The organism is Mesorhizobium sp. AR07 (assembly GCF_024746815.1).
Lineage (GTDB): Bacteria > Pseudomonadota > Alphaproteobacteria > Rhizobiales > Rhizobiaceae > Mesorhizobium.
Genome location: NZ_CP080526.1, coordinates 37,721 through 62,938, shown reverse-complemented (window position 1 = coordinate 62,938; position 25,218 = coordinate 37,721). Strand labels below are relative to the sequence as shown.

The window sequence follows — 25,218 nt, the reverse complement described above, 5'->3', positions numbered from 1 at the left end:
TCCGGGAATGGTTGGAAACCAACGCCTACAAGCATGAGACCGTGAAGCATTCCAATCGCGCACATACGAAGCGCTCGCGCTATGAACTGCAGTTGGAAGCGACGATCCCGGACGCCGAAGAAATGGCTCTTTCCGAGTGCCATCAGCGCAACCGCCGGTCTTGCGAAGGGACGCGCCAGGTTTGCATCAACTAAGACGCATTCTTCGAAAACTCGGCGCTTACGAGTTTGACAGACAGAGTGTCGTTGCTCGGTTTCCACACGGAAGTGTCATGAATGATGGCTAACGTGCTCTTCCTTAGGGGAGCGATTCATCGTTGGTGGACGAACAGCAAGCGCATAGCGACGCCTACCGCCTCGATCGGATGGACAATGGTCGCGCCATACCTCTTGCGATTTTCTATTCGGCGGCCGAGGCATTAGCCGTCTTAGGCTGTATGGTCGGTGGCTATCGCTTGATGCTTGGCGACAGACAAGTATGGCCTGCATCCGGCGGTCATGACGGCATCGCAAGTTAGGCACGCCGACCGCTGGACGTTCGGTGTTGCCAAGACGTCTCTACTCCGCCTCGGCCGGACTGAATCTAGCTCCCCCTGGGGTCCAGTTTTGAGCGGATTGTGCCGATCGCCTTCATGATGGTGTCGGCGGCTTGCCGGTCCAGCGCGATGTCTAGCAGGCCTTCAGTTGTCCGGATCGAGAGAATGCCAAAGGTGCCTTTCTCGTCCATGACCGTGCCGACATGGATTTCCGTCGGCACGAAAGGCCGTGCTCTTTCCACACGTTTCATGGTTACTCGCGTCGCTTTGGGCGGCTTCCGACAATCACGCGCGAGCTCAAGCTTATGGTTAGACAGGCCCCGTTTCTTGTCTGGGAACGTCATCTCATGGCCGTAAATTGCCGCCCGATCTGAACGACACGGCGCGACAATGCTCTCGCTGAGGCAAACCGGAATGCGCCTGTAGGCTGCATTTTCTGCCACTTCCATAATTTCCGTGTGACCGTTACGGCGGTTTGCCGATGACACGGGAACGGCTGACAAGCGACCTCCGTTCTCCAAAGCAAGGCGGTTCAAGGAGCCTCACAGGGAGCGGAAGAACTCGCGTTTCCTTTTTTCACGGTCCGCTGAAAAGTCTTCAGCCTAAACATGACTATTGTGGTTCGCCTGTCGTATTTCCCAAGGCTATTACCCGGTAGAGTGACAGCGCTTCGCCGCTCGCGGCAGGGAATGGCAGAACCATGCCAAGTACGGCAAGACGGCGCAGACCGTCACGCTCTAAAGAAGACGTCACGTTCCAGAGGGAATCTTCATCAGGGGTCCGGCGATCGGGAGGTTCGGCCGGGTGAATGGACGACGACTATGACGCGCTCAGGAGATAGATGGCACGATCCAAGCCAGGCAACTGCGCGGATCGCCTCCCAAAAATGGCGGGCCGGTCCCGGTATCGAGACGCCGTCGCGAGATTTTCGCGGCCGTGGTGGCTTCTCTGTCTGTTGTCCGCAGGGCGGTGTGCATAGCCGATGAGTGAGCGCTAAAAGGCATAGCCGCCTCCGCAAAGCGGTGGCGGCAACAGAAGCGCCATCGATGCGAATTTCGTCACGACCACCGTCCTGTCGTTCGCACAATTTTGCGAACGCCCCGCCGTCTTGCGCGCACGCGCCGTCAGACTGCGCGTCGATAGGTCCAGAGCTGTGCGGGCGGGATGTTGCGGACGACGAAATCATAGTGAGACACGACATAGCGGTCGGGCATTTTGATCACCGGCGACAAGGGTCCGTAGGTGATCTGAATCACAGGCCTCCCGCGAGGAATTCGGACGAGCAAATCCTCGAGCAAGGCTATGCGCTGTTCCATCGGAAAGCTCAACAGCGGCACCGCACTTATGACGCAATCGAATTGCTCCCCGCTCCGCTCGGCCAGCACTTCCTCCAGCGCGAACGCATCGCCCAATCGAAAATCCACGCCCGGGAAGGCTCGCGTCAGGCGCCAATAAAAATCCTTGGAATACTCGACCGAAATTAGCTGATGCGGCTTGATGCCTCTTTCCAGGATTGCCTTGGTGATGACGCCTGTTCCCGCGCCAAGTTCAAGAACCGGCAATCCGGATGCCGGATTGATGACGCTTGCCATGCGACGCGCGGCATGAACGGACGTTGGCATGAGCGCGCCTACTCGTTTCTTGTCCTTCTGCCAGCCCTTGAAGAATTGCACTTCTTCTTCAAACTTTCTGGCGAGGCGCTCCTTCAATCCAAAGACCATATCCACTCCCTGCTCCGGCCATTTGTCTGGGTCATTTTGACGACGCACGTTTGTCCAAGCCCTGCGGCATTCTCAATCATGCGGCATTGGCTGCCGCGAGCAGCTCGCCTTTGCACTGCGCAGGCAGAACTCCGACGTTATCGATAAGCCGCGTCCCGCCGATCCAGGCGGCGACGATCAGGCGGGCCGGTCGATCCGCGGCGGAAAGCGGCGACAGGTCATGGTCTGCTCGTAGCTCGAGATATTCGACCTCGTCGTATCCGGCAGCGAGGATCGCTTGCCTTGCCTCGGCAAGCACAAGCTCGGCTCGCAATCCCGCCGACAATCGCCCGGCCGAAGCCGACAGGACTTCGGCGAGCCTTGGCGCTGTTAAGCGCTGTGCGGCCGAGAGCCTGACATTGCGCGACGACATCGCCAGGCCGTCGGCTTCACGTACCGTCGGACATGCTACAATCTCGATCGGAATGTCGAGATCGCGCACGAGCCGGCGAACGACGTGCAGTTGCTGGAAATCCTTCTCGCCGAAGAAGGCGAGATCAGCACGCGTCTGGAGAAAGAGCTTGGCGACGACGGTTGCCACGCCGTCGAAATGGCCCGGACGGAACGCGCCGCACAGGCCCTCGCTCACCCCACTGACCGAAACCGTGGTGGCGAAATCTTCCGGATACACGTCGGCCGCATTTGGCGCGTAGAGCAGATGAGCGCCCAGCGGCGCGAGCCTGGCGGCATCGTCATGCTCAGTGCGCGGGTAGGCCGCGAGATCGGTCGCGCTGTTAAACTGTTTCGGGTTGACGAACAGCGTCACGATAACCCGGTCGGCCTTGGCAAGTGCTGCACGCACCAAGCTCAGATGGCCTTCATGCAAGGCACCCAAAGTCGGCACGACAGCGACCTTCAGGCCATTCTGACGCCATCCGGCCACAGCCATGCGCAACTCGGCGACGGTTCGTGCGATCGGAATGCTCATGCGCCTTCTCCACTGTTTGCCGCCCTTGGCGCATCGCCGAACAGATGCTCGGCCGTTGGAAAGCGGCGGTCTCGCACGTCCTGCGCATAGTCCGCAATCGCCGCCTCGGCGATCTCACCGAGTTCGGCATAGCGCTTGACGAATTTCGGCCGGAAGTCGCCGAAGATGCCCAACATGTCGTCGACGACGAGAATCTGCCCGTCACAGACCGCCGAGGCGCCGATACCGATCGTCGGGATCGCTACCTCTGCGGTGATCCGGCGGGCGAGCGCCTCGGGGACCTTCTCCAGCACCACCGCGAATGCCCCCGCTTCGCTCACAGCAAGCGCGTCGCACAGGATGCGCTCGCCGTCCTCGCCCCTGCCCTGCACGCGGTAGCCGCCGAAGGTATTGACCGCCTGTGGCGTCAAGCCGACATGGCCCATGACCGGCACGCCGCGTGCGGCGAGGAAGCGGATCGTCTCAGCCATTGCCTCGCCACCTTCGAGCTTGACCGCCGCGCAGCCGGTTTCCGCCATGACAAGTGCAGTATTGCGAAAGGCCTGCTCGGGGCTTTCCTCGTAGGAGCCGAACGGCATGTCGACGATCATCAGCGCCTGCTCAAGGCCGCGTCGCACGGCCTGACCGTGCATGATCATCATCTCAAACGTCACGCCCAGCGTCGACGGCAAGCCGTGGAGCACCATGCCGACGCTGTCGCCGACGAGAACAATGTCACAGTGCCGATCAACGAGCTTTGCGACCGGCGTGGTATAGGCCGTCAGGCAAACGAGCGGCGTTCCACCCTTCCGGGAACGGATATCCGGCGGTGTGATCGCCTTGATGTTAGCAACCGCGCTCAACAAGGGCTCCTTCCCCAACGTTACCAACCATTAGGGGCTGCGTTTGACACATTTTTGTGCAGGTGCGAAGAGCTAATAATGGCGGTGGCGCGTGACGTTGACGAGCCGACACTCACGTCAGAATCAATTAAATCGGTTAAGCTGCTTCAGCGTGCCCATCGAGGGATCATGGCTATCAGGCAAGGTCGAGCAACGCCGTCATTTCGACGGCGCCAAGGTGAGACATTGAGGCTCCATCGGTTCGAACCCAATGGCAACGACCCATATTCCACACTCCCTTTTTATGCGACAGGCGAAGCACAATCATCAACATGGGATTACGGGGTATGGGGTTCAAATTCGCCGCCAGGCGTCAGCTTCGCGCCCAATGTCGGTCGTTCAAGTCAACCCAACCGTTTCTCGAAAGCGGACATTAATGCGCGGCGGCACAAGGAACGGTCTTCGCGCAGGCTATACTCCGCCGCTTGTCGGAGCCTGCAGTTCTGATCAAAAGGGTGCGTATCATTGGCTGTTTGCGCAGTTAAATTTTTCCCCTACCGGTGATTGTCCGGTGGTCACTTTATGATGGCGGAGCGATTCCCAGATTTGCGTAAATGATCTTTAGCTTAGCCCATGCTGTGTCAAGAATCTCTTTAGCCGGAACCAAGCTATAGCTATAATCATCGTTTGTTGGATTTGTTTTGACGACAAGGCACATCTCACCCTTTGCAATCGTGTGATTGGTGTTACGCCGACATTTTCTTTGTCGTTGCGCCTCTTCGACGGATACATGAATAAGGATATCTCTAACCTTGGGCATTACGATCCGATCTCCTTTCGAATGGCGTCCCGAACCTGATCGCCGAGCACGTCCAGAGCCGCCAGTGCATCCTCATTGTCGTCGGCGCCGGGTTCTTTCCGGCTACCCGAGGCGATGCCCAGATGCTCGTTGACAGCGGTGTGCAAGAGGCTGGCGACTGCTGCCCGGTTGTCCCGCCCAGCGACCGTCTTGATCGCCTTACCGACTTCACGGCCTGCGATCGTATATCCAAGGTCCTTCAGGATGCGGGCAACGACGGAATTCGTGCGCTGCGAAAGCCGCCTGCGGGCTTGAACGCGCCGGCTTTGCGGCTGCACTGGTAGGCTCGCGACCTCGGCCAAATCGGCGCGGTCTTGTTGTTTATTCCGCAAGGTTTCGCGCAGCACTTCTTTCTTGATAAGGTCGCGGAGCCGAATCCCTCCTCCAATTTCGTGGTTGAGCATTTCTTCAAGAACGCGGTCGTCTTCGGGATCGAGAAACGAGCGGTTGATGAACGATCCAATGATCTCGCTGTCGACCAACATGCCAACGTCAAAGCGACGCGGCTCTCCGCTGCCGTCCCCTTCCAGCTCCTCGTCCTGACCCTGCAGCCATTTTCTGATGAGGGCCTGGTCATCGAAGTCAATCTCACGGAAGTCGTCCCAATGCGCATCGGTGTTCAACCCGACGTGAGAGACGACATAAGCGTTGTTGTCTTGGTGTTCCGGCTTCGCCTCATGCACGACACGCATCACGCGGCCGACGAATTGGATGTAGGGAGAGAGACTGGCGAAGGGGCGGAAGATCGCGGCGACGCTAAGCGGGGGATGGTCGAAGCCCTCCCCCAGCATCTGCACCTGCACGATGCAATCGAGCCTCCCACCACGGAGGTTTTCGATCACTCGATCCTTTAGCTCGTCGGCCATCTCGCCATAAATTTCCTGCGCTTTCAGCCCGCGCTCTTCGTACAGGGAGCGCACTTGACGGGCGTGATCGACTGAGCAGGCTACCGCTATAATCTGGTGCTTGAAGCCGGTGCGCTCGCGCAGTTCCCGGAGGTACTTAATGCTCGCGTCGACGATGTGGGCGTTGCATTCCGGCGCAAGCGCAACGCCCCGGCGGAACCAAGCGTTTTCCCGGAGTGTCATCACCTCTTCCAAGGTATGGCGACGTGTATCGTCCCTGTAGGTGAAATATAGTTCGGAAGGTGCGACGTTGCGGGAATGAATCTGTTTAATGTATCCCCTCACCATCGCTCTGGTATAGGGATAGCGATAGATTACCTTGCCAAGCGGACGTGTGCCATCGCCGCGGAACGGCGTCGCTGTGAGGCTGATGACCTTGGCATTCGGAAATTTCTCGAAGACCTTGGTCCAGCTTGCCGCAACATTGTGGTGGCCCTCGTCCACCATGATAATATCGAAATAATTCGGTGGGAACTGCGGCAACCACCTGTCGGCCGAACTGGCGAGCTGATGAATATTTGTGACGACAAATTGGCTGTCATTGCAATCGTGAAGGTTGGCGTCGACACCGTCCAAAACAGCCCGGAATGGACCAGCTGAGAAATCGTGCAGCACGGCGGCGCGACGCCAGAAGTTTTTGGGGTTCGTGATGTCCAGCGCTTCTGCGACGCCTTTCCTGATCGTCAGATTCGGGGTGATGACGAGCGCCCGTCCTTGGGCAATACCAAAGGGCAACGTGGCGATGACACCCGTTTTTCCGCAACCGACCGGTATCTGAAGTATCACGGGCTCATTTGATGCCGCGAAGTGGGTGCGAACTGCCTTATGTGCGCCCTGCTGCGGCTCGCGTACCAAGACGTTCGCCTCGATGTCGGCCGTCAGAGTTTGAAAAAGATTTTCATCATCCGAAACCGCTTGCTCGGCGCGCTTATATTCGAGACGAAATGGTTCGAGGTCAGCGCGTCGATAAAAGCGGTAGCCGCTGCCCGGCCGCCTTACGGGTTTCAGCTTCTCGGCGGCATCCCAACGTCGAAGAGTATCCTTTGAGACGCCGACATAATCGGCGGCATCCGCGAGCGATAGAAAATCAGGCCGATCATTCTGCATCATGGCGCAACATCATGCAACCTTATGCAAATGTCAACAGCTCATTTAGAAGCTGAGATTGCCACTTGGGCGCCTCTTTCGCGGACTTAGAACGTGGGGTTGAATGTTCGGCTCCCAATATCGTTGGGATGGATGCAAGCCTGCCTGTTCTAAGAAGATGTACGGGAACGGATACATCAACCTTTTAAGTGCTTTCCGTCGGACGCAATGAGACGGGCGACACCCGTCCCGGTCGCCGATCGCAACGGCCACGCCCATGAGTGCCTTGCAGAAGCCTTTGACACCACCTTTAATGTCTTGATCTTGGTCTACCCGGGGAGTTCGGGTTAAAGGCGATGTCGATTATGCGCGCGTCATCCACTCAGCTTCATTTCGGCGCCTCCAAGGCAAAACCCAGATCTTGAACCTGGGCGACAGCGACTTTTACAGAACACGTCTCACGCACTCGCTCGAGGTAGCGCAGATAGCTGTCGGACTGACGATCCAACTCCGGCACAACTTGCCTAGCCATAATGCAATCCATTACCTGCCCGAGCGAAGCATGATGCAGGCGATCGCCTGCACTCACGACCTCGGCCATCCGCCATTCGGCCATGGTGGTGAGGTCGCGCTAAACTATTGCATGCCGATGCCGGCGGCTTTGAGGGTAACGGGCAGACGCTTCGCATCCTCTCAAAGCTTGAGAAGATGTCGAAAGCGGCTGGCTCCAACCTCACGCGCGAAACTATGCTCGGCGTCCTCAAATATCCCGTGGCGTACAAGGAAGCCGCAAGCCCAAGCAAGAGACCGAAGCTCCTGGAAGATACTAGTGGTACGCCGATCCTCGATCGAAAGGCGTCGAAACCACCGAAATGCTACCTCGACTGCGAACAGGGTGTCGTCGACTGGCTTCTCGAGCCGCTCGCGCCGGCCGATCGAGAGGAGTTCCAAGCGTTCAACGAGGTGCCGGGTAAGCATCAAGAAGCCCGGCATAAATCGTTTGCGTGCACTCTGATGGATCTGGCAGACGACATCAGCTTCGGTATTCACGATCTCGAAGATGTGCTGGCGGGTTTTGTTGCAACGGCTGAATTGGGGCGCAGAGAGGCCTGATGCGAGGTCAATCAGGCGGCGAGGATTTCGAACTGCTCGGCCAGAGACGGATTCGGATTGAAGGCGTACCTCGCCTGTCGCTTGCGCATCATGTGGATCATTTCGATGCCGGAAAGGATGGTGGAGGCGGTGGCCGTCGATTTGAAGCCAAGCATCGGCCGGACCCGGCGCTTGATGCGCCGATGGTCCTGCTCGATCCGATTGTTCAAATACTGGCTCCAGCGGATGCGGATCGGCTTCAGCAGGCGCCGGGTGCGATCCTGCAAGCGATTTGTGGTGTCGCAGGAAACGATCGCCTCGTGGTTGGTCTGGCTCCCGTCGATGATGACGCGATCCGGTCGGCCATGACGCTCCAGCGCCTTTATGAAGAAGCGCTTGGCCGCCGGCAGGTCGCGCTGCTCGCTGAAATAGAATTCGACGGTGTCGCCGACGCTGTCGATGGCGCGATAGAGATACATCCACTGGCCGCGGACCTTGATGTAGGTCTCGTCGACATGCCATTTGCCGGTCACGCTACGCTTGCGCCAGTTGAAACGCTCGAGCAACAAGGGCGAGAAACGAACGGTCCAGCGGTGGATGGTCGTGTGATCGACCGTAATGCCGCGCTCGGCCATCATCTCCTCAAGATCACGCAGGCTCAGATTGTAGGCCAGGTACCAGCGCACGCACAGCAAGATCACGGATTGGTCGAACTGGCGGCCTTTGAACATTGCAACCCTCCGAAATGATCGAAGGCTCCTTGCCACAGCACTGGTAATCAAAAGGTTGCAACAGATTGGTCAAAAGCCACGGACCCTATGCTCGATCGAAGTTGCAGATGGCTTGCACCAAATGTTCGCCGCCAATTTGAGGCGCCCTCGAATTATCGATCTGCAAGGCCCTTTCGCCATCGACCGAAACTTGGCTGTTTCTCAGAAGGCGCAGTCTAATCGCATCTTTCGTCTCGCGGCCCCGTGCCGCAAGCCTTTGAGCGAGAATTGCGGGTGGAACTATGATGCTTACGACGAGTAGGTCTGGATAGCGTTGACGGGCCACTTCCAGCATGGCGCGCGAGCCGTTGGCGACGACGACATCGCCGCGTTCCAACCATATGTCGATTTCTGATGATATGCCGTAGCGGTGACCATGGGCTTGCCAGTGGAGAGCAAACCCTTCCTGGACGACACGCCTTTCGAATTCGTCGTCTTGAACGGCCTCGTGGAATTCGCCTGTTGTCACCGGGCGGCTGATGATACGACGAACAAAGTGAACGCCGGGATCATCTCTGAGGCGCATTCGAGCGTAATCAATCAGAGTGTCTTTGCCCGCGCCGCTCGCACCGACAACCAATACCAGCTTTCCAGCGATCGGGCTCATGAGGCTTTCCCATCAACCCGCTGGACGGACAATTGCGGTGCTCTGAGTGGAAAGGTGGATCGCACATAAAACACGGATGTCGGGTTGTCCTGGACGAAAAGTGACAGGGTGTTCAACCTGTAGTCCTCATCGAGATGGGTTTCAAAGATCGCGGTAAGACGCTCTCGTGTCTTGGGCTGAAGCGCCGCAGGCAGGCGATCGCTCAGGGTCAGATGAAACCTGAAACGATCAAGGACGTATGGGTAACCCCAACACACGAGGTTGTTGATCTCGGTCTCCTCCAGGGACCGATCCATGCGCCGCTGAAGTTCAGCCTCGTTCATCGGAGCCCTGAAGCGATCGAACTCCTGGACAACGCGCGAGGCGAAGCCACGTACGGCCGGCGTCGGATAAGCTGGAACAAGAGCAAAGAAGCCGTCGATCAGACCGATCCGCAGCGGGCCGATCGGGCATGAGGGGCAGACGTCTGCGAAAGTTCGCAGGGCGTCTTCCAATTCCTCGAGCGAGCAATCGCTTGCCAACCGGAAGGGGGCTTTCAGCGTCGCATGGAAGCCGTAGCGGTAGGGCTCGGACACTGGTTCTGTGTATGCATTCCGCGTGCTTGGGTTGGTGCTCTTGTCGAATGCGTCGCGCCCTAGCCATTCGAAGGCAGCCTTCGTCAGCGGATGGTCCCGGGCTGGCGTATAATAGATCGCGTAGCGAGGGAAGGGAGTGTCAGGCATCACAGCCCCCCAACGCTGCCGTCGGACCAGATCATGCGGCCGCCGCGGATGGTTGCGCGTAAGCGGGGCATGCTGCCTCGCTCGGCAACGACGAGATCGGCGCGCAGACCTTCGGCGATGCGGCCGCGATCGACAAAACCAAGCGCCTGAGCTGGATTGGCCGTTGCCAGGGCCACGGAGGCGGGAAGCCCGCCGCTGCCGATGTCGCCGAGCGCCAACAGGGCCGGAAGAATAGCGGAGGGATGGTAGTCGCTGGCGAGGATATCGAGGACGCCGTTTTCATAGGCTTCGCGGGCCGACAGGTTGCCTGAGTAGGAGACGCCGCGCAGCGCGTTAGGTGCCCCCATGGCCGTTGCCAATCCCTGCCTCCTCGCTTCGGCGGCGACCTCGAGCGTGATCGGGAATTCGCTGATCGCTACGCCGAGACAATGCATCAGTGCGACCTTTTCGAGCGTGTCATCATCGTGGGATGCCAGCGGTACCGCGCGCGTTCTTGCCAGGTTTGCGAGGTCCATCACCACATGCATGCTGTCGCCGCCGGCGGCCTTGTCGGACATACGCTTCCTGACGAGCTCTGCCGCCGCGCTTTCATTGATCCCGTGCTGTTTCGCCACGTTGGCAACATGTTTCTCGATGTCGCGATACTGACCTTGGCCAGGGGTGTGGTCCATCAAAGAAATCAGTCCGACCGCACCGGCGTTCAGCAGCCGTTCCACTGTGGGCAATGCAGATGGAAACGTGACTTCAATTCGCGCATGGACATGGTGATCGACGAGAAGCTCATCTCGCATGCCAGTAAGCGCACCAATCATCGCGGACGTGTGTTCGATAGAGCGAATATGTCCATAGATCTCCGGCTGAAACGACAGCGCCGCGAAGGCCGTCGTCACCCCGCAGGAGGCGAGTTTTCGGTCGAGATCGTAGATCCCGAGCACGAGCGGCATGCGCACGTTGACGCGTGGCTCGACTTCCTTCTCTATCATATCGCCGTGCATGTCGACGAAGCCGGGCAGTAGAAGTCTACCATTGCCCTCGACGGCCGCGTTGGCAACCAGCCCTTCCTTGATTTCGGCGATGACCCCGCCTTCGATCCTCAATGCGCCTTGCTCGATAACGCGATCTTCAAGGACGATCTCAAAATTGTTCAACCACATGATCTTGTTTCCGTCGTAAATACTTGATGCAAGAAGCCGTCACCGGCCTTCTCGACCGTCGGCAACCGGCTTTCCTTGTTCAGCCGAGAGGTTCGTGCGCTTCAGCGCTCGCCGTCCTCGACCCTGATGGCCTTCAGGTAGATTTCGTGATCGATGAGGCCGGCCACGTCTTCCGGGTGGTGGAACACGCCAATCATTGCAACGCCGGCCGCCTTGAGTTCGGTTAGCCGGTCGACCAGTGCTCTGCGAGCGTCGCGGTCAAGCGAGGCGGTCGGCTCGTCGAGCAGCAACAGGCGTTGCGGCAGGATGAGCGCGCGGGCGAGGTTGACCTTCTGCTGCTCACCCCCGGAGAAGGTGGACGGATAAGCGGCCCAAAGCTGTTTCTTCACACCGAAGGCATCGAGACAGCGGCGTGCCTCGACAAGGGCTTGCGCATGCGGGGTACCTGCCTGCCTGAGCGGTTCGGCGACGACCTCTTCGGCCGCGACACGTGGCCGGGCATTGAGGAATTGGGTGACGAAGCCGATTTCCCGGCGCCGCAACATGGCAATATCGACATCGGCCGCCGAGGCAAGGTCGATAATGCCTTCGCGGGTGTGATAAAACACGTGACCGGCGCGCGGCAGGTAAGAGCGATAGAGCGTACGCAGCAGCGTCGACTTGCCGGCGCCATTTTCGCCCTTCAGCAGGATGAACTCACCTTCGCCAAGTTCGAACTGGATGTTTTCGAATGCGTAGAGCGTACGCTTGAGGTGATGCATCTCGAACTGCTTCGAGAGGCCGTCGACGCGGAGCACAGGCGCCCATGTCTTGGGAGTAGAAATCTGAATGTTCATGTGGATGTCTTCCCTCAAAGCTTGGCGTGAACGAGCTGCTGGGTGTAGGCGTGTTGCGGATCCTGGAAGATCTGGTCGGCCAGACCTTGTTCGACCACCATGCCGCGGCGCATTACCATGGCCCGGTCGGCCATGGTGCGGATCACGCCGAGATCGTGCGACACCAGCACCATGGTGATCGCCCGATCACGTTGCAGGCGCTTCAACGTATCGAGCACAAGCGCCTGAACACTGACGTCGAGACCGGTGGTGGGCTCGTCGAGCAGTAGCACCGCGGGCTCCAGTGCGATGGCCTTGGCGAGTTGGACGCGCTGCTGCATGCCGCCTGACAGTTCGCGCGGCGTGGCATCCATCCGCTCGGTTGGAAACTCCGAAGCTGCGAGGGACTGGCGTGCCCGTTCTCGCAGCTCGGCGAAGTTACGGTTTCCGGCAATCAGCAGGCGTTCGGCGACATTGCCGCTGCTCGTGTGGTTCATCAATAGACCAAGATGCGGGTTCTGGTAGACGATGCCGATATGGTGCGCCCTCAGCATGCGTCGCTCGAAGCGATCGAGGTCAAAGAGATTGCGGTCTTCGTGACCTGGCAGGACCAGGTGATAGCAACCCGTATCCGGTGTCTCCTCCAGGTTCATCATTCTGAGCAGCGTCGATTTGCCGGAGCCGGATTCGCCTACTATCCCAAGCACCTCGCCGGGATAGACGGTGACATCGACGCCACCGAGCGCCTTGACGTCGCCGAAGTTCTTCGAAATTCCGCGCATGGTCATGATCGGCTCGGCCAGCATGAGCCGCGGCGGCTGGCGTTTAAGAACCGCCGGAGTGTCCAGATTAAGCACGGTCATCAGTCCATCCTTCCGTTCTTGTACCAGGTGTCGCCGATCTCGACCGGCTCGCCTTCCGCCTTGCGGATGTGCTTGATGCCGAAATGGCTGTCGGAGAGTTCATAAGCCGAGGAGCCATCGTCTTGCGGCAGCTCGTTCATGAAGAAGCCGGTGACGTGGCTGCGGTAACAGGTCTTGTCCCGGTGATCCTCGACCCGGTAAGGCACGTCGTCGAAGACAAGGGGTTCGACCTTCGTGTACGGGGGGACGGCGTAGAGCCGTTTCTCGCGCCCGGCGGAAAGGATGGTCAGGTGGTCCGCCTGATTGAGCTTCGGCACATCCCAGCGTGGGATGGGCGAGGGCGTGATCACATAGCGGCCGTTGACGAGACTGGGATATTCGGCGCCCTGCATAATGCGTCCGGACTTGACGAGCTGCTCGTAAAGGACGAGCCAGAGCTGGCCGTAGTCGGCGTCGCCATGCATGTCGCGGGCAATCGACATGTCCGGCTGCACGGGGCGCAGCGGCTCCGGATTTGGCACCTGTAGCACGAGCACCTGATCCTCACGGAGCTTTTCCTCCGGAATGCGATGGCGCGACTGGACGATCGTGGCTTTGCCCATGTCCTCGGTTTCGACTACGCCCCCGACCCGACCGAAGAACTTGCGAATGCTGCTGGCATTGACGGAATCGTCCGCACCCTGGTCGATCACCTTGACGACCGAAGTCGGATTGAGGAGCGTCAGTGTCACCTGCAGACCGCCGGTCCCCCAACCGCGCGCCATCGGCACCTCGCGGCTCGCATAGGGTACCTGATAACCTGGAATGGCGATGGCTTTCAAAATGCGGCGGCGCAGTTCGCGCTTGGCGGATTCATCGAGGAAGCCATAGTTGAAAGCAGCCCACGGCTTGGTCAGTTCCTGGAGCTTCACAGCGCCACCTCCTGTTCTTTGGTTGGCAGTTTCTTTGCGCCGGTCGCAGCAGTTGCAGCGTTACCGTTCGCCTTGGCGTCACGGATTGCGTCGAGAGCCGATTGGAACGTGACGTAATGGGGTAGCTTGAAATGAATGCAGAAGCCTGAGCTTTCGACCGGCTCGGTGTGGTAGAGCACGAATTCCTCGGTGGAGGCGGGATGAGCGTCAGGCCGGGTAGAAGCGAGATCGAGGGCCGCCGCGGCAATGACCTTGACCTCGTTCCAGCCGAAGGTGGCCGAGAAGCCAAGCTCCAGGCTCTTCGACTTGGAGATGATCTCGGCCTGGCTGACACGCACGCGGCCAGCGCTGAAGACCGTGCCGCGCGGGTGGCGCAGCCGTACCGGAGCTTCGCCAAGACGCAACTCATTGACCGTTGGGTGGATATCGCCATAACCGCGCATGGTTGAATAACCAAGCGCCAGCGTGCCGCCGGTATCGGCTCTCGCCAAGCTTTGCAGCTTATGGGCTCGGGGTGCCGGGAACAGCAAAGGTTCACGCGTCAGATCAGGGATGTTTTCTGGCGAGACTGTTTCGACCGGGTGATCAGCGATCAGCCCTTGCGCCTTTTGCCAGTCCGTCAAGGAGGGTTGCGTTGCGGGGGCAGGTTCAGCGGCCGGGATGACCGGCTCGGGCGTATAATCTTCTCCCATCAGCACGCCGACCTGCAGCAAGCGGTGCGAATAGTCCAGGGTCGGCCCAAGGATCTGGCCACCCGGAATGTCCTTGAAGGCCGCTGAGACGCGACGAACCGTGAAGAGGTCCGGCTGCGTGACGGGCTCGGCGATGGCGATGCGCGGCTGTGTCGTGCGGTAGGCACGCAAGAGCAGGACTGCTTCATATAGGTCGCCGCCCGCCTGGGCGAGTGCAAGCGCGGCCAAATCCGGTTCGTAGAGCGAGGCCTCGCCCATGAGACGGTCGACGAGATAGGGCAGACCGTCACGTAAGGCCTCGACTGTGTCCTTGGTAATGGTTCCGAGATCGCTGCGGAACAGACGCTCCGCCTGTTCGATGGCGTGTTCTCCGCCACGGGTTGCCACATAAGCCATCAGAGCACCTCGATTTTGGTGGAACGGGGAAGGCCGATGATGCTGTCGCCATCGACCAGGTAGACGTCAAAGCCAAGCGGGTAGCGGATTGCCCTCTCGCGCATCTGCCAGAACGAGGAATCGATGCCGTCGACGGCGATCGTCACGCTGTCTTTGATACCGGGGCCGGTCAGGTGCAGTCCCTGCCCGAAGCCGAAGCGGGCCGGTGCGAATAATGTGGCTGCTTCGTCCGGATAGGCGAGCGTGCCTGTGCGCAAGACTGCGTGCCTGGAGACCTTGTCCTGTGTGTCGATCACGGTGAACACATAGTCGGCTTCACTGAGCGAAACGGCACGGGCGCCACTTCGCTTCAAGGCTTGTTCAAATTCAACATCGTCTTCGACATGGAATGAGCATTCACGATCGATCAGGCTTTCGGCCATTGCTGCCAGTCCGCCGGCAGGCAGCGTGCGAATGATACCGGGGCGGCTGAGCGCCCACATCATCTCCTCAAAGGTGGCATTGGTCCGACTGTCATCAGCTGTCGGAAGAAGAGAAAGTGTCATTAGAACGTCTCCATCTGCACGCGGGTCGCCTCGACTTTCCTCAGCCGTTCCCGGTCGCACTCCGCCTGGCGGCGCTGCTCCGTCTGAAGAAACTCGAGGATCGGCTTCGCTGGATGGCCTGCGGCCATCGCGGCATCGATCACCGCCATCGCCATGGCATGTTCGAGATCGTGGCCGACAACCGCACCGTAACCTTCCACCCCGCGGCCTGGCACTTGTATGTGCGCTTCGGCAACGAGGACTTCGCCGAGATGAAACGCGGTCCCTTGGACCGTGTCCTGATAGGGCAGCATCGCAAGCCCCGTCCGGTTGTTGATGACGGCGACGTCGCCGATGTCGTCGAGGATCTGCTCGGCGACGGCCTTGATTTGAGCCGGGCGGCTGGCGGCGAGAATCTCGAGCGCTTGGCCGTGATGATAGTTTCCGATGACCGGATTACCGGCCGTGAGTTTAGTCATTGCTGTTTCCTTCTTCACGGCATGTCGTCGGGCGCCGTCGTTGACCACAACGATCGCGGAGCGGAGCCCGATGCATTCGGACAGGCTGAAAGACATTCGAATGTCTGTTCTTTAACTCGCTTACATGACATGTCTGTGTCAAGCCGAAAAGATTCGCGTTCTTCCTATTTTTCGGTCAAAGACCGTTGGCGCAGCGGTGATGTCGGGCTTCCTTCACTTGAAATAACGTCCGAAAATCGCTATGACATTCGAATGTTTGGGGTGATCAGGCGGATTGATATGGAAAAAAAGCTGCGGCATGGACAATGGCAAGAAGTTGAAAGCGCGCTTGCCGAGGACATCTTGACGGGCCTCATGCCGCCAAAAGCGCAAGTTCCCACAGAGACCGATCTGATGCAGCGTTTCGAGGTCGGGCGACATACCGTGCGACGCGCGGTCGCAAGCCTTGAGCACCGGGGTCTCGTCCAGGTGGAGCGCGGCAGAGGTACATTCGTGCGGGACGCGCGCCTCGACTATCGGCTTTCCGATCGCACGCGGTTTTCCCAAAATCTTCTGGATCAGGGCAGAGAGCCGGTTGGCCAGGCGATTCACGAGGAGGTCATTGCCGCATCGGCCGCAATCGCGGAAGCTTTGAGGCTGCCGGTTGGCGAACCCGTCTACCATATCGTTCGACTGGGATTTGCCGACGAAGAGCCCATCAACTATTCGCACGCCTTTTATCCCGTGCAGCGCTTTCCTGGTTTCGACGAGGCCCGTCGGAGCGGACGAAGCGTCACTCATATTCTCGCCGAATATGGAGTGCCGGATTATCTTCGGTTGCGCACCGACCTCATCATCCGCCTGCCGACGGCGGAAGAAGCCCGGCAGCTGTCACAGTCCATATCCCAACCGGTCGTCGTAACCAAGAAGATCGACGTTGATCTGAAAGGCGTTCCTGTCGCCTATTCGGAGTCGGTATGGCCAGGCGAACGCGTACAGTTCTCCATCGACAATACCAGCAAGCTTCTCGACATATTGGCGCGCAACAGCAACGACTGAGGCGATTGCCGGACGGCCCAATGACGGCCGACATGTTGGCGGTGCGCCCGTGTCGGTTGCGTCGTCGGCGTGACGTCATTGAGGCATCACCATGATGCTAACCAACTGTCGAAACGCCAAGCTCCGAGTGCCTCTCGAGTGCCGAGGTTTTTCCAGGCTTGTCTGAGGCGTAGCTTTGTCGCGCAGGCTTTCAACGCCCGAAGATCGTTCTCGCCATTCCCACATAGGCAGCCATAAGCGGGCATGAGTTCACATAAATACACAAAAACTGTCATCCGGTTGTCATGGAGCGCTGCCAAAAGATCGCCAACTCTACTGGAGGTGACGATGACAAAGTTTGAACTGACAAGACGTAACGTTCTGGCCGGCGCACTCGCTGCAACTGTCTCGGCGAGCACAGGATTTAAAGCCCCGGAAGCCCACGCCGCCGGAACCGCGCGAAAGGCTTTGCGGGTCGGAATGTCCGGATATCCGCGCACGCTTGAACCCGTGATTGCCACTGATACGGCGATCCGCCGTGTCGTGCGGCAGCTCTTCGACACGCTGATCACGCGTGAGCAGGATGCAAGCATGGCGTTGAAGCCAGCCCTTGCAGAGCGTTGGGAGCGTATCGACGCGCAGTCCCTGCGTTTCTTCCTGCGTCAGGGTGTCGTCTTTCACGGCGGTGGCCCGTTGACGGCGGACGATGTTGCCTTCAGCCTCGGACAGGACCATTTGCTCGGGCCCGGACGCAAAGGTGCCACTGAAGCACTAGCCCTGTTGGATGGCATTGACCGCATCGATATCGTCGATGCGCACACGGTGATCGTGCGTACGAAGGGTCCGGATGCCCTTCTCGAGCAGCGTCTGGCGGCCTGGGGATCGGAAATTGTCTCCAAGCGCGCCTTTGATGCGGCGGGTTCCTGGGAGAAGTGGACGGCGGCGCCTGTCGGTACCGGCCCCTATCGCTTCGTCAGCCAAAAGCTCGATGTCAACGTGGTCCTGGCGCCCCACGATGCTTACTGGGGTGGCCGCCCCAGCTTCGAAAGCATCGAATACCGCATCATCCCCGAGCTTGCAGCCCGCGTGAACGGCCTTTTGGCCGGTGAGCTCGACCTCGTCACGGATATTCCGCCGGACCAGTTCGCCGATGTCCGCAAGCGGGCTGAGCTTGAGATCGCGGGCGGCCCGGTTCAGAACATTCGCACGCTTGTGCTCGACAAGACCGATCCGATCCTGAAGGATCCTCGCATCCGCAGGGCAATGAGCCTCGCGATCGACCGAAAGCTGCTGGTCGAAAGCCTGTGGGATAATGCGCTCCCAATTCCGAACGGCTATCAGCTACCGACATACGGTGCGGGCTACATTGAGGATTTTCCAGCCTTTGCCTACGATCCGGAAAAGGCCCGGGCATTGCTCAACGAAGCCGGCTATAAGGGTGACGAGATCACCTACCGCCTCCTCAACAACTATTATCCGAATCAGGTCTCGGGCGCCCAGGCAATGATCGCGATGTGGCGCGAGGTCGGCCTGAACGTGAAGATCCAGATGATGGAGAATTCGGGGCAGCTTAAGCAGAAGCCGGTTCACGCAATCTTCGACAGTTCCAACACTGCCTTGTTTCTCGATCACCTCGGTCACCCGTGGCGGGAGTATGGGCCGTACGGCGCCTGGACGCAGGCCGGCGTATGGGAAAACCAGGAGTATTTTGCGCTCGGTGCGAAGCTTCGGGAAACCGTTGAGCCGGAACAGCGCCGGCCGATCATTCGCCGGATGCTCGAGATAATCCATGACGTGGATCCGCCTAGCATCGTCCTGCACGTTTCAGGGCAATTCTATGCGAAGCGGAAGGATTTGCCCTGGCTGCCGGGGCAGACTCTCGAGCTCAATTTCGGGCCTTCAAACCCCGGCCTGACGAGGGCTTAAGGCGGATGAGGGACGATCGCATAACATTGGTCACTGAGCGGGGTGCTTCCAAACTGGGAGCGGCCCGCCACCAGAGCATCCTGGCGATGATCTCCCGCGGAGAAATCCTCGCGGTCGGTGAGCTTGCCAGCCGCTTTGGCGTCTCGCAGGAGACTATTCGCCGCGATATCCGGGCTTTGGACGATGCCGGAATGCTCAAGCGCATCCATGGTGGGGCGGCTCCGGCAGGAGCCGTCGACCTGACGGCGCGGCGGCCCGTCATCGAGAGGCTGTCTGTGGACCGCGAGGCAAAGGCGCTCGCAGCCGTCGCGGCGCTACCGTTGTTCGAAGAGGGCATGAATGTCTTCCTCGGCGGCAGTTCCACCATGGCCTTGCTCGCTGACGAATTGGCCCGCAACGGGCCTGCAATGTCGGTAACGACGAACATGATCGATATCGCAACCGTTCTTTCCGCCACCGAGCGTTTTGCCGTTACCCTTCTCGGCGGCATCATGAATGCCAAGACGCGGACATTGACCGGACCCGACATGTTGCGCGGTCTGGAAACGCGCATCTTCGACCTCTCCGTCTGCGGTGCGAGCGCAATCGACCCCAAGCATGGTTTCCTTGGACCGTCCGAAGGCCATACCGCCATCGGTGCGGCTCTTGCCGACCGTTCCAGGCGGCTCGCCTTTGTGGCTGATGCGAGCAAATTCGCGCGCTTGGATGCACATGTCATGCAACCGCTGGACAAGGTCGATGTCCTGGCGACCCACCAACCACCTCCTGAAGAGGCGGCCACTGCGCTGCGCAATGCTGGAATTGCGGTGTTGCTGCCGCAGGAACTGGATGAAGCCTTAGACGACCGGAAGGAGCAGCGATGACTTTCCACGCCTTTAACCCCTCCGCCCCCCCGATCGTCGAGATTTCTGATCTGCGCGTTGCTTTCGATGCGACGCCGGTTCTGCGCGGGATCGATCTGACCATTGCCCGTGGCGAGGCAGTCGGCATGGTCGGCGAAAGTGGCTGTGGGAAATCCGTGACCTGGCTGGCCGCGCTCGGTCTTCTGCCGAAGCGGGCCAGTATCAGCGGCAGCGTTCGACTTGACGGTGAAGAACTGCTTCAGGCCTCGAGGCGGCACCTGGAACAGGTGCGCGGCGGTCGCATCGCCATGGTCTTCCAGGATCCGGCGAGCGCGCTGAACCCGGTCCACAAGGTCGGCGATCAGGTGATCGAAGCGCTCAGGCTTCATCGCGGCCTCAAGGGTGCGGCGGCCAGGTTTGAGGCCCTGCGCCTGTTCGATCAGGTCGGCATTCCCGACTCCGCCCGCCGCCTTGGAGCCTATCCGCATGAACTTTCCGGCGGCCAGAACCAGCGTGTCATGATCGCCATGGCGCTTGCGGGGCAGCCGGATGTATTGATCGCCGACGAGCCGACGACCGCTCTCGACGTGACCATCCAAGCGCAGATCCTCGACTTGTTGCAGCAGGTGCGGCGCGATACCGGCATGGCGCTGGTCTTGATCTCGCATGATCTCGGCGTCATCGGCGAGGTGTGCGATCGCGCGCTTGTCCTCTATGCCGGCCAGGTTGTCGAGGAAGCGCCGGCCGACCTTTTATTCTCACGTCCTTCGCATCCCTACACAAGCGGACTTCTCGCCGCCCTTCCACGCATCGATGGCCCGCGCAAGAACCTTGCAACCATCCCCGGGATCGTCCCGCATCCAAGTGAGTTGGCGTCCGGCTGCGCATTTGCACCGCGTTGTCATCAACGCGCGCTGATCTGTTCAACAACTGAGGTCAGACTTCCCGTCGGCGGGCAACAACTGCGGCATCGGTCCGCATGCCTGCTCCACGGCTCGACGCCGGCGCGACCCGACGTCGCTCTGGCATGAGTGCCGTCCCGATTATCAAGGCGGACGGGCTGGCGCGCCGCTACACGAAGCAACGCGGCCTGTTTCGGAAACCGCAACTGGTCACAGCCGTCAAGAACGTTTCGTTAAGTCTTGCGCGCGGCGAAACCTTGGGACTTGTCGGCGAATCCGGTTGCGGGAAATCCACGACCGGACGTCTTCTGGTTGGCTTGGAGCAGGCCGATGCCGGTTCGATCGCGTTTGACGGTGAACGGCTCCCGCAAGCCTCCGATCCGGCCTGGAGACGGCTGAGGACGCGAATCCAGATGGTCTTCCAGGATCCGCTCGCAGCACTCGACCGGCGTTGGACCATCGGCGCCCAAGTTGGAGAGCCGCTTGACATCCACGCCATCGGGGAAAAGGGCGAGCGTCCCGATCGTATCAAGGCACTCTTGGCGGATGTGGGACTGCGTGCCGATCATGCCGCACGTTATCCGCACGAGCTCTCGGGCGGTCAGCGCCAGCGCGCGGTGCTGGCGCGCGCTCTGGCAAGCGATCCGGATCTTCTGGTCTGCGACGAGCCGGTTTCGGCTTTGGACGTCTCGATCCAGGCGCAGGTGGTCAACCTCCTGACTGAGCTGCAGGAAAAACGAGGCCTGGCGATGATCTTCATCAGCCACGATCTGCGTGTCGTTCGTCAGGTCAGCCACCGCATCGCAGTCATGTATCTTGGCGAGATTGTCGAAGAGGGGTTGCCCGACGATGTTCTGCACGAACCGTTGCATCCCTATACCCGCGCGCTGGTATCCGCAGTTCCGCAAGCGGGTAGGCGCTCCGAACGCGTAATCTTGCAGGGTGACCCGCCGAACCCGGCGGCAAGACCGAGCGGCTGCCCCTTCCATCCGCGCTGCCCTGTGGCGCGTCCGCTCTGTGCCGAGCAGGCACCGGAATTGCGCAATGTCGATGGTTCAAGAAAGGTCTCCTGTCACTTTGCCGAAGATGACGCCGGGAAAGTAAGATAATGCTCCACTTCATCCTCATACGCCTTTCGCGCGCGTCATTGACGATCCTGATCATGGTCACCTTCGCCTTTGTTATCCTGCGCGTGTCGGGCGACCCCGCGCTTGCCTTGCTGTCACCGGAAACGCCCGCCTCGGTAGTCGAAGCCTTCCGACAGAGCTGGGGACTCGATCAGCCCCTATGGGTGCAGTACCTGCGCTATCTGCTCGCAATCGCGCATGGTGATCTCGGTCAATCGATGCGCGACGGGCGTGCTGCCGTCGTCGTCGTGGCTGAGCGTATCCCGACCACGCTTCTTCTCACGGTGCCCGCCCTCATCCTCAACATCGCAATCGGTATTCCTGCGGGTATTCTCGCTGCACTGAAGCGCGACAGCTTTGTCGATCGAGCTGTCATGACCAGCGCAATCGCCGGCTTTACCGTGCCGTCCTTCGTGCTCGGCCTGCTCTTGGTTCTGGTGTTTGCCGTCGAGCTTCCCTGGCTGCCCTCAGGAGGTGCCGGTAGCATCCAGCAAATGATCCTGCCGGTGGCGACACTCGGCGTCGGCGGCGCCGCCGTTCTCGCGCGCTTCACCCGCAGCGCCATGCTGGAGGTGCTGGGCGAAGCCTATATCCGCACCGGTAGCGCCAAGGGTGTTGCGTGGCGGCGTGTCATCAGTGGACACGCCTTGCCGAATGCGGCCATTCCGATCCTCACCATCATCGGTTTCATGATCGGCAATCTGATCGCCGGCACGGTTCTGGTCGAAAGCGTGTTTTCCTGGCCGGGCCTTGGCAGCTTGCTCGTGGTTTCAGTCATGAGCCGCGATCTTGCCGTCGTGCAATGCATTCTGCTGTTTGTGGCGGCCGCGATGATCCTTGCCAATGTTCTTGTCGACGTCCTTTATGGCGTGCTTGACCCACGTCTGCGCGCCACTGGCCGTACCTCCGGAGGTGCATGACATGTCGGATGTTCCCGCAGCCAACGTTGTTGCGACGCCTACGGTGCAGAACCGCAGACGTTCGAAGTGGGCCATGCCCATCGCCGTCAGACTGGCACTATCCTGGATTTGCCTGATGCTGCTCGCCGGTGTCCTTGCCAACTACCTCACCTCGCAGGATTTTACCGCACTCGATCTTCGCCATCGGCTGGTGCCGCCGGTCGGCTTCGGCGGCACGACCGCGCATCTACTTGGCTCCGACGAACTTGGGCGCGATGTCCTGGCCCGTCTCCTGGTTTCGATTCGGATCAGCCTCCTGATCGCCTTCGGCGCGACCTTGATCGGGGCTGTGCTCGGAATCACACTCGGCTTTCTTGCGGCGCATTTTAGAGGCTGGGTCGAACAAGTGGTTCTTGCTTGCGTCGATTTTCAGGCGAGCATGCCGTTTCTCATCCTCGCTCTGGCCGTACTTGCTTTTTTTGGCAATTCGCTGCCGCTCTTCGTCGCGCTGCTCGGCCTGCATGGATGGGAACGCTATGCGCGCATCACGCGCGCCTTGACGATTAGTGCCGGTGCCCAGGGCTATGTGACGGCGGTGCGTCAGATCGGCGCCGGGCCATGGCGTCTCTATCTGCGCCATGTCCTGCCGAATATCGCCTCGACGCTGATCGTGACGATGACCATCGCCTTCCCCGACATCATCCTGCTCGAGAGCGGTCTGAGCTTCCTCGGCCTTGGCGTGCAGCCGCCTCTCACCTCGCTCGGCAATATGGTCGGCTACGGCCGCGACTATCTGACCCGTGCGCCCTGGATCCTGGTCGCGCCGGCTGTAGTCATCTCCATGACGACACTTTCTATTTCGCTGGTCGGCGACTGGTTGCGCGACCGGCTCGACAAGACAATCTCGTGAGAAAAATCTATGACCCATTCGACCGATTCCCGACGCGCTATCCTCGTTAGCTTCGATGGCCTTCGCGCCGATCTCATCCGTCCGGACACAACACCCAATCTCGTCAAGCTGCAGCGCCAGGGTGTGACGCTCGCGCGGCACCGAACCGTCTATCCGAGCGAAACCCGGGCCGCGATGCCGAGTCTTGTGACCGGGGCTTGGCCAGGGCTTCACGGCATGGTCGGCAATGCCTATCTCGACCGCGCAACCCTGCCATCGCTTTACGCTGATACGTCAGATGACAGGCTGATCGAACAACTGGATCAGGCGAGCGGGGGCACGTTGTTCGGCGCGACATCGCTCGGAGAAGTCCTTGCGGCCAATGGCCGGACCCTTGCGGTCCTGGCCTCCAACTCCGCTGGCACGACGCGGCTGTTCAATCACAAGGCGCGTGCACTCGGCCATCTGACCGTTTCAGGGCACTATCCTTCCGTGTGGTCTCCGCAGACGCTTCTCGAGGATTTCGAACGCCGCTTTGGGCCAATGCCACCCGTGCCACCGCAAGGCACGCCCGACTTGCAGGCTCAGACCTTCTTGACATCGGCTTTGCTTGAAGCCGTCTGGAAGGAGACCGCGCCCGACGTCGCGATCCTCTCGTTTGGCGAACCGGACATTTCCTCTCATTATTGCGGCACAGCGGAGGAAAGAACACTGCAGGCGCTCGCCTGGACAGACCGGGAGTTTGGACGGGTGCTGGATTGGTTCGAGAGCGAGGGAAGGGCACAAGGAGTGCACCTCGTCGCCGTCTCGGATCACGGTCACGTCAGTGTCCATCAGCGTGCGGACGTGCACGAGGTGCTGAAAAGCGCCGGTTTTCGCAGTGCATGGGCGCCTGCGCGTGACGTGGATGCGTTGGTTGTCCCCGGTCAGGTGGGAGCGATCTATCTCGCCAATCCGTCAGAGGAGAACATCCGTCGGGTTGTGGCGGCGATGACCGAATCTCCCTGGTGTGGTTCAATCTTCACGACCGGCCGTAATGAAGTAGAGGGTATTGCACCGGGCAGCTTTGCGCGCAGCCTTGTCAACATGGAACACGCGCGCGTGGCTGATATCCTGTTTTCCTATAGGGCCGATGACGAGATTGATCCTTTTGGTCTTATCGGTCGCACCTGGAGTAGCGATGGGCCGATTGGGCATGGCGTTCATGGCGGGCTCCATCCAAAGGAAATGCAAGCCGTTTGCATTCTGGCGGGCGAGGCTTTCAAATCCGACGCGGTTTCCGATACGCCGTCCGGTATTTGTGATGTTGCGCCAACAATTCTCGAGTTGATCGGCCTTGTCCGACCGGAAGAGATGCAGGGGCGTGTGCTGGACGAGGCATTTTCGTCGTCACAAAACGCTGAGCTAATCGCGTTCAAGGAGACCATCCGAGAAGCAGGGACTGGCGGATATAAGCAGTTTTTGCGCCATCTGCATGTGCGCGGCACGACATACGTCGATTCAGGATGGGTTGAAGCTAGAGGTATGATTTGATGTTCTCTGAATGGTCGTCGACCAGGACGGCAACCGCTTTCTCCAGATCGGCAAGCGGTTCACAAATCATGTCGAGCGGCCAGTGCGTCTAATATCACGATGGCAAAACTAGGCAGGGGAACGTGTTCGAATAGCGCTTCGACTGAAGGATCTAGAATACACCT

The 25,218-nt window shown here is 59.7% G+C and carries 25 protein-coding genes and 2 pseudogenes; 12 read left to right on the top strand and 15 right to left on the bottom strand.

Going from position 1 to position 25,218, the window contains the following annotated elements; translation table 11 throughout:
- Nucleotides 1-11: 11 nt before the first annotated feature.
- Complete coding sequence (locus BPNPMPFG_RS33000) at nt 12-194, top strand: hypothetical protein (RefSeq protein WP_258597404.1); 183 nt, start codon at nt 12-14, stop codon at nt 192-194.
- A 122-nt stretch (nt 195-316) separates the two neighbouring features.
- A complete protein-coding gene (locus BPNPMPFG_RS32995; protein ID WP_258597402.1) occupies nt 317-517 on the top strand; it encodes a hypothetical protein in 201 nt (66 codons plus the stop codon).
- Between the two features lie 65 nt (nt 518-582).
- Here the strand turns inward: BPNPMPFG_RS32995 and BPNPMPFG_RS32990 are convergent, their stop codons facing one another.
- The 5 genes from BPNPMPFG_RS32990 to BPNPMPFG_RS32970 form a co-directional block, all read right to left on the bottom strand.
- Complete coding sequence (locus BPNPMPFG_RS32990; protein ID WP_258597400.1) at nt 583-786, bottom strand: hypothetical protein; 204 nt, start codon at nt 784-786, stop codon at nt 583-585.
- An 873-nt stretch (nt 787-1,659) separates the two neighbouring features.
- Entirely contained in the window at nt 1,660-2,256 is a 597-nt protein-coding gene (pmtA, locus tag BPNPMPFG_RS32985) for a phospholipid N-methyltransferase PmtA (protein ID WP_258597640.1), read from the bottom strand.
- Nucleotides 2,257-2,332: 76 nt separating this feature from the next.
- Nucleotides 2,333-3,223, bottom strand: a complete 891-nt coding sequence (gene panC, locus BPNPMPFG_RS32980; protein WP_258597398.1) for a pantoate--beta-alanine ligase — start codon at nt 3,221-3,223, stop codon at nt 2,333-2,335.
- Nucleotides 3,220-4,065, bottom strand: coding sequence for a 3-methyl-2-oxobutanoate hydroxymethyltransferase (panB, locus tag BPNPMPFG_RS32975; protein WP_258597396.1), 846 nt, complete (start codon nt 4,063-4,065; stop codon nt 3,220-3,222). Before panB ends, panC begins: the two co-directional genes overlap by 4 nt.
- A 798-nt stretch (nt 4,066-4,863) precedes the next feature.
- The gene (locus tag BPNPMPFG_RS32970) at nt 4,864-6,918 is read right to left on the bottom strand and encodes a DEAD/DEAH box helicase (RefSeq protein ID WP_258597395.1); all 2,055 of its coding nucleotides are present in this window, start codon (nt 6,916-6,918) and stop codon (nt 4,864-4,866) included.
- A 319-nt stretch (nt 6,919-7,237) separates the two neighbouring features.
- On the opposite strand from BPNPMPFG_RS32970, the pseudogene dgt reads away from it, so the two are divergent.
- Nucleotides 7,238-7,965: pseudogene (dgt, locus tag BPNPMPFG_RS32965) on the top strand (dGTP triphosphohydrolase); the annotation flags it as partial.
- A 53-nt stretch (nt 7,966-8,018) separates the two neighbouring features.
- Here the strand turns inward: dgt and BPNPMPFG_RS32960 are convergent.
- The 10 genes from BPNPMPFG_RS32960 to phnG form a co-directional block, all read right to left on the bottom strand.
- Complete coding sequence (locus tag BPNPMPFG_RS32960) at nt 8,019-8,717, bottom strand: IS6 family transposase (protein ID WP_258597394.1); 699 nt, start codon at nt 8,715-8,717, stop codon at nt 8,019-8,021.
- A gap of 85 nt (nt 8,718-8,802) precedes the next feature.
- The gene (gene phnN / locus BPNPMPFG_RS32955; protein WP_258597393.1) at nt 8,803-9,363 is read right to left on the bottom strand and encodes a phosphonate metabolism protein/1,5-bisphosphokinase (PRPP-forming) PhnN; all 561 of its coding nucleotides are present in this window, start codon (nt 9,361-9,363) and stop codon (nt 8,803-8,805) included.
- Nucleotides 9,360-10,085, bottom strand: coding sequence for a DUF1045 domain-containing protein (locus BPNPMPFG_RS32950; protein WP_258597392.1), 726 nt, complete (start codon nt 10,083-10,085; stop codon nt 9,360-9,362). Before BPNPMPFG_RS32950 ends, phnN begins: the two co-directional genes overlap by 4 nt.
- A complete protein-coding gene (locus BPNPMPFG_RS32945; protein ID WP_258597390.1) occupies nt 10,085-11,239 on the bottom strand; it encodes an alpha-D-ribose 1-methylphosphonate 5-triphosphate diphosphatase in 1,155 nt (384 codons plus the stop codon). Before BPNPMPFG_RS32945 ends, BPNPMPFG_RS32950 begins: the two co-directional genes overlap by 1 nt.
- Nucleotides 11,240-11,340: 101 nt before the next feature.
- The gene (locus tag BPNPMPFG_RS32940) at nt 11,341-12,075 is read right to left on the bottom strand and encodes a phosphonate C-P lyase system protein PhnL (protein WP_258597388.1); all 735 of its coding nucleotides are present in this window, start codon (nt 12,073-12,075) and stop codon (nt 11,341-11,343) included.
- A gap of 14 nt (nt 12,076-12,089) precedes the next feature.
- The gene (locus tag BPNPMPFG_RS32935; RefSeq protein WP_258597387.1) at nt 12,090-12,917 is read right to left on the bottom strand and encodes an ATP-binding cassette domain-containing protein; all 828 of its coding nucleotides are present in this window, start codon (nt 12,915-12,917) and stop codon (nt 12,090-12,092) included.
- Complete coding sequence (locus BPNPMPFG_RS32930) at nt 12,917-13,828, bottom strand: alpha-D-ribose 1-methylphosphonate 5-phosphate C-P-lyase PhnJ (protein WP_258597386.1); 912 nt, start codon at nt 13,826-13,828, stop codon at nt 12,917-12,919. The genes BPNPMPFG_RS32935 and BPNPMPFG_RS32930 overlap by 1 nt, the downstream gene beginning before the upstream one ends.
- Entirely contained in the window at nt 13,825-14,916 is a 1,092-nt protein-coding gene (locus BPNPMPFG_RS32925; RefSeq protein WP_258597385.1) for a carbon-phosphorus lyase complex subunit PhnI, read from the bottom strand. The genes BPNPMPFG_RS32930 and BPNPMPFG_RS32925 overlap by 4 nt, the downstream gene beginning before the upstream one ends.
- Complete coding sequence (gene phnH / locus BPNPMPFG_RS32920) at nt 14,916-15,461, bottom strand: phosphonate C-P lyase system protein PhnH (protein WP_258597384.1); 546 nt, start codon at nt 15,459-15,461, stop codon at nt 14,916-14,918. Before phnH ends, BPNPMPFG_RS32925 begins: the two co-directional genes overlap by 1 nt.
- Nucleotides 15,461-16,015: a phosphonate C-P lyase system protein PhnG gene (gene phnG / locus BPNPMPFG_RS32915; protein ID WP_319946016.1), complete on the bottom strand. Its 555-nt coding sequence runs from the start codon at nt 16,013-16,015 to the stop codon at nt 15,461-15,463. The genes phnH and phnG overlap by 1 nt, the downstream gene beginning before the upstream one ends.
- Nucleotides 16,016-16,198: 183 nt before the next feature.
- On the opposite strand from phnG, the gene phnF reads away from it, so the two are divergent.
- The 9 genes and pseudogenes from phnF to BPNPMPFG_RS32870 all read left to right on the top strand — a co-directional run bounded on the left by phnF (nt 16,199) and on the right by BPNPMPFG_RS32870 (nt 25,054).
- Nucleotides 16,199-16,957 carry a phosphonate metabolism transcriptional regulator PhnF gene (gene phnF / locus BPNPMPFG_RS32910; protein ID WP_258597383.1) on the top strand — a complete coding sequence of 253 codons (759 nt, stop codon included), beginning with the start codon at nt 16,199-16,201 and terminating at the stop codon, nt 16,955-16,957.
- A 327-nt stretch (nt 16,958-17,284) separates the two neighbouring features.
- Nucleotides 17,285-18,862, top strand: coding sequence for an ABC transporter substrate-binding protein (locus BPNPMPFG_RS32905; RefSeq protein WP_258597382.1), 1,578 nt, complete (start codon nt 17,285-17,287; stop codon nt 18,860-18,862).
- 5 nt (nt 18,863-18,867) lie between these two features.
- Nucleotides 18,868-19,023 (top strand): annotated as a pseudogene (locus BPNPMPFG_RS43275) (DeoR family transcriptional regulator); the annotation flags it as partial.
- A gap of 30 nt (nt 19,024-19,053) precedes the next feature.
- Nucleotides 19,054-19,725, top strand: coding sequence for a DeoR/GlpR family DNA-binding transcription regulator (locus BPNPMPFG_RS32895; RefSeq protein WP_258597379.1), 672 nt, complete (start codon nt 19,054-19,056; stop codon nt 19,723-19,725).
- A complete protein-coding gene (locus BPNPMPFG_RS32890) occupies nt 19,722-20,735 on the top strand; it encodes an ABC transporter ATP-binding protein (protein WP_258597377.1) in 1,014 nt (337 codons plus the stop codon). The genes BPNPMPFG_RS32895 and BPNPMPFG_RS32890 overlap by 4 nt, the downstream gene beginning before the upstream one ends.
- Complete coding sequence (locus BPNPMPFG_RS32885; RefSeq protein ID WP_258597375.1) at nt 20,732-21,715, top strand: ABC transporter ATP-binding protein; 984 nt, start codon at nt 20,732-20,734, stop codon at nt 21,713-21,715. The genes BPNPMPFG_RS32890 and BPNPMPFG_RS32885 overlap by 4 nt, the downstream gene beginning before the upstream one ends.
- Entirely contained in the window at nt 21,715-22,653 is a 939-nt protein-coding gene (locus tag BPNPMPFG_RS32880; RefSeq protein ID WP_258597373.1) for an ABC transporter permease, read from the top strand. Before BPNPMPFG_RS32885 ends, BPNPMPFG_RS32880 begins: the two co-directional genes overlap by 1 nt.
- 73 nt (nt 22,654-22,726) lie before the next feature.
- The gene (locus BPNPMPFG_RS32875; protein ID WP_258597372.1) at nt 22,727-23,542 is read left to right on the top strand and encodes an ABC transporter permease; all 816 of its coding nucleotides are present in this window, start codon (nt 22,727-22,729) and stop codon (nt 23,540-23,542) included.
- A gap of 9 nt (nt 23,543-23,551) precedes the next feature.
- Nucleotides 23,552-25,054, top strand: coding sequence for an alkaline phosphatase family protein (locus tag BPNPMPFG_RS32870; RefSeq protein ID WP_258597371.1), 1,503 nt, complete (start codon nt 23,552-23,554; stop codon nt 25,052-25,054).
- Nucleotides 25,055-25,218: the final 164 nt, after the last annotated feature.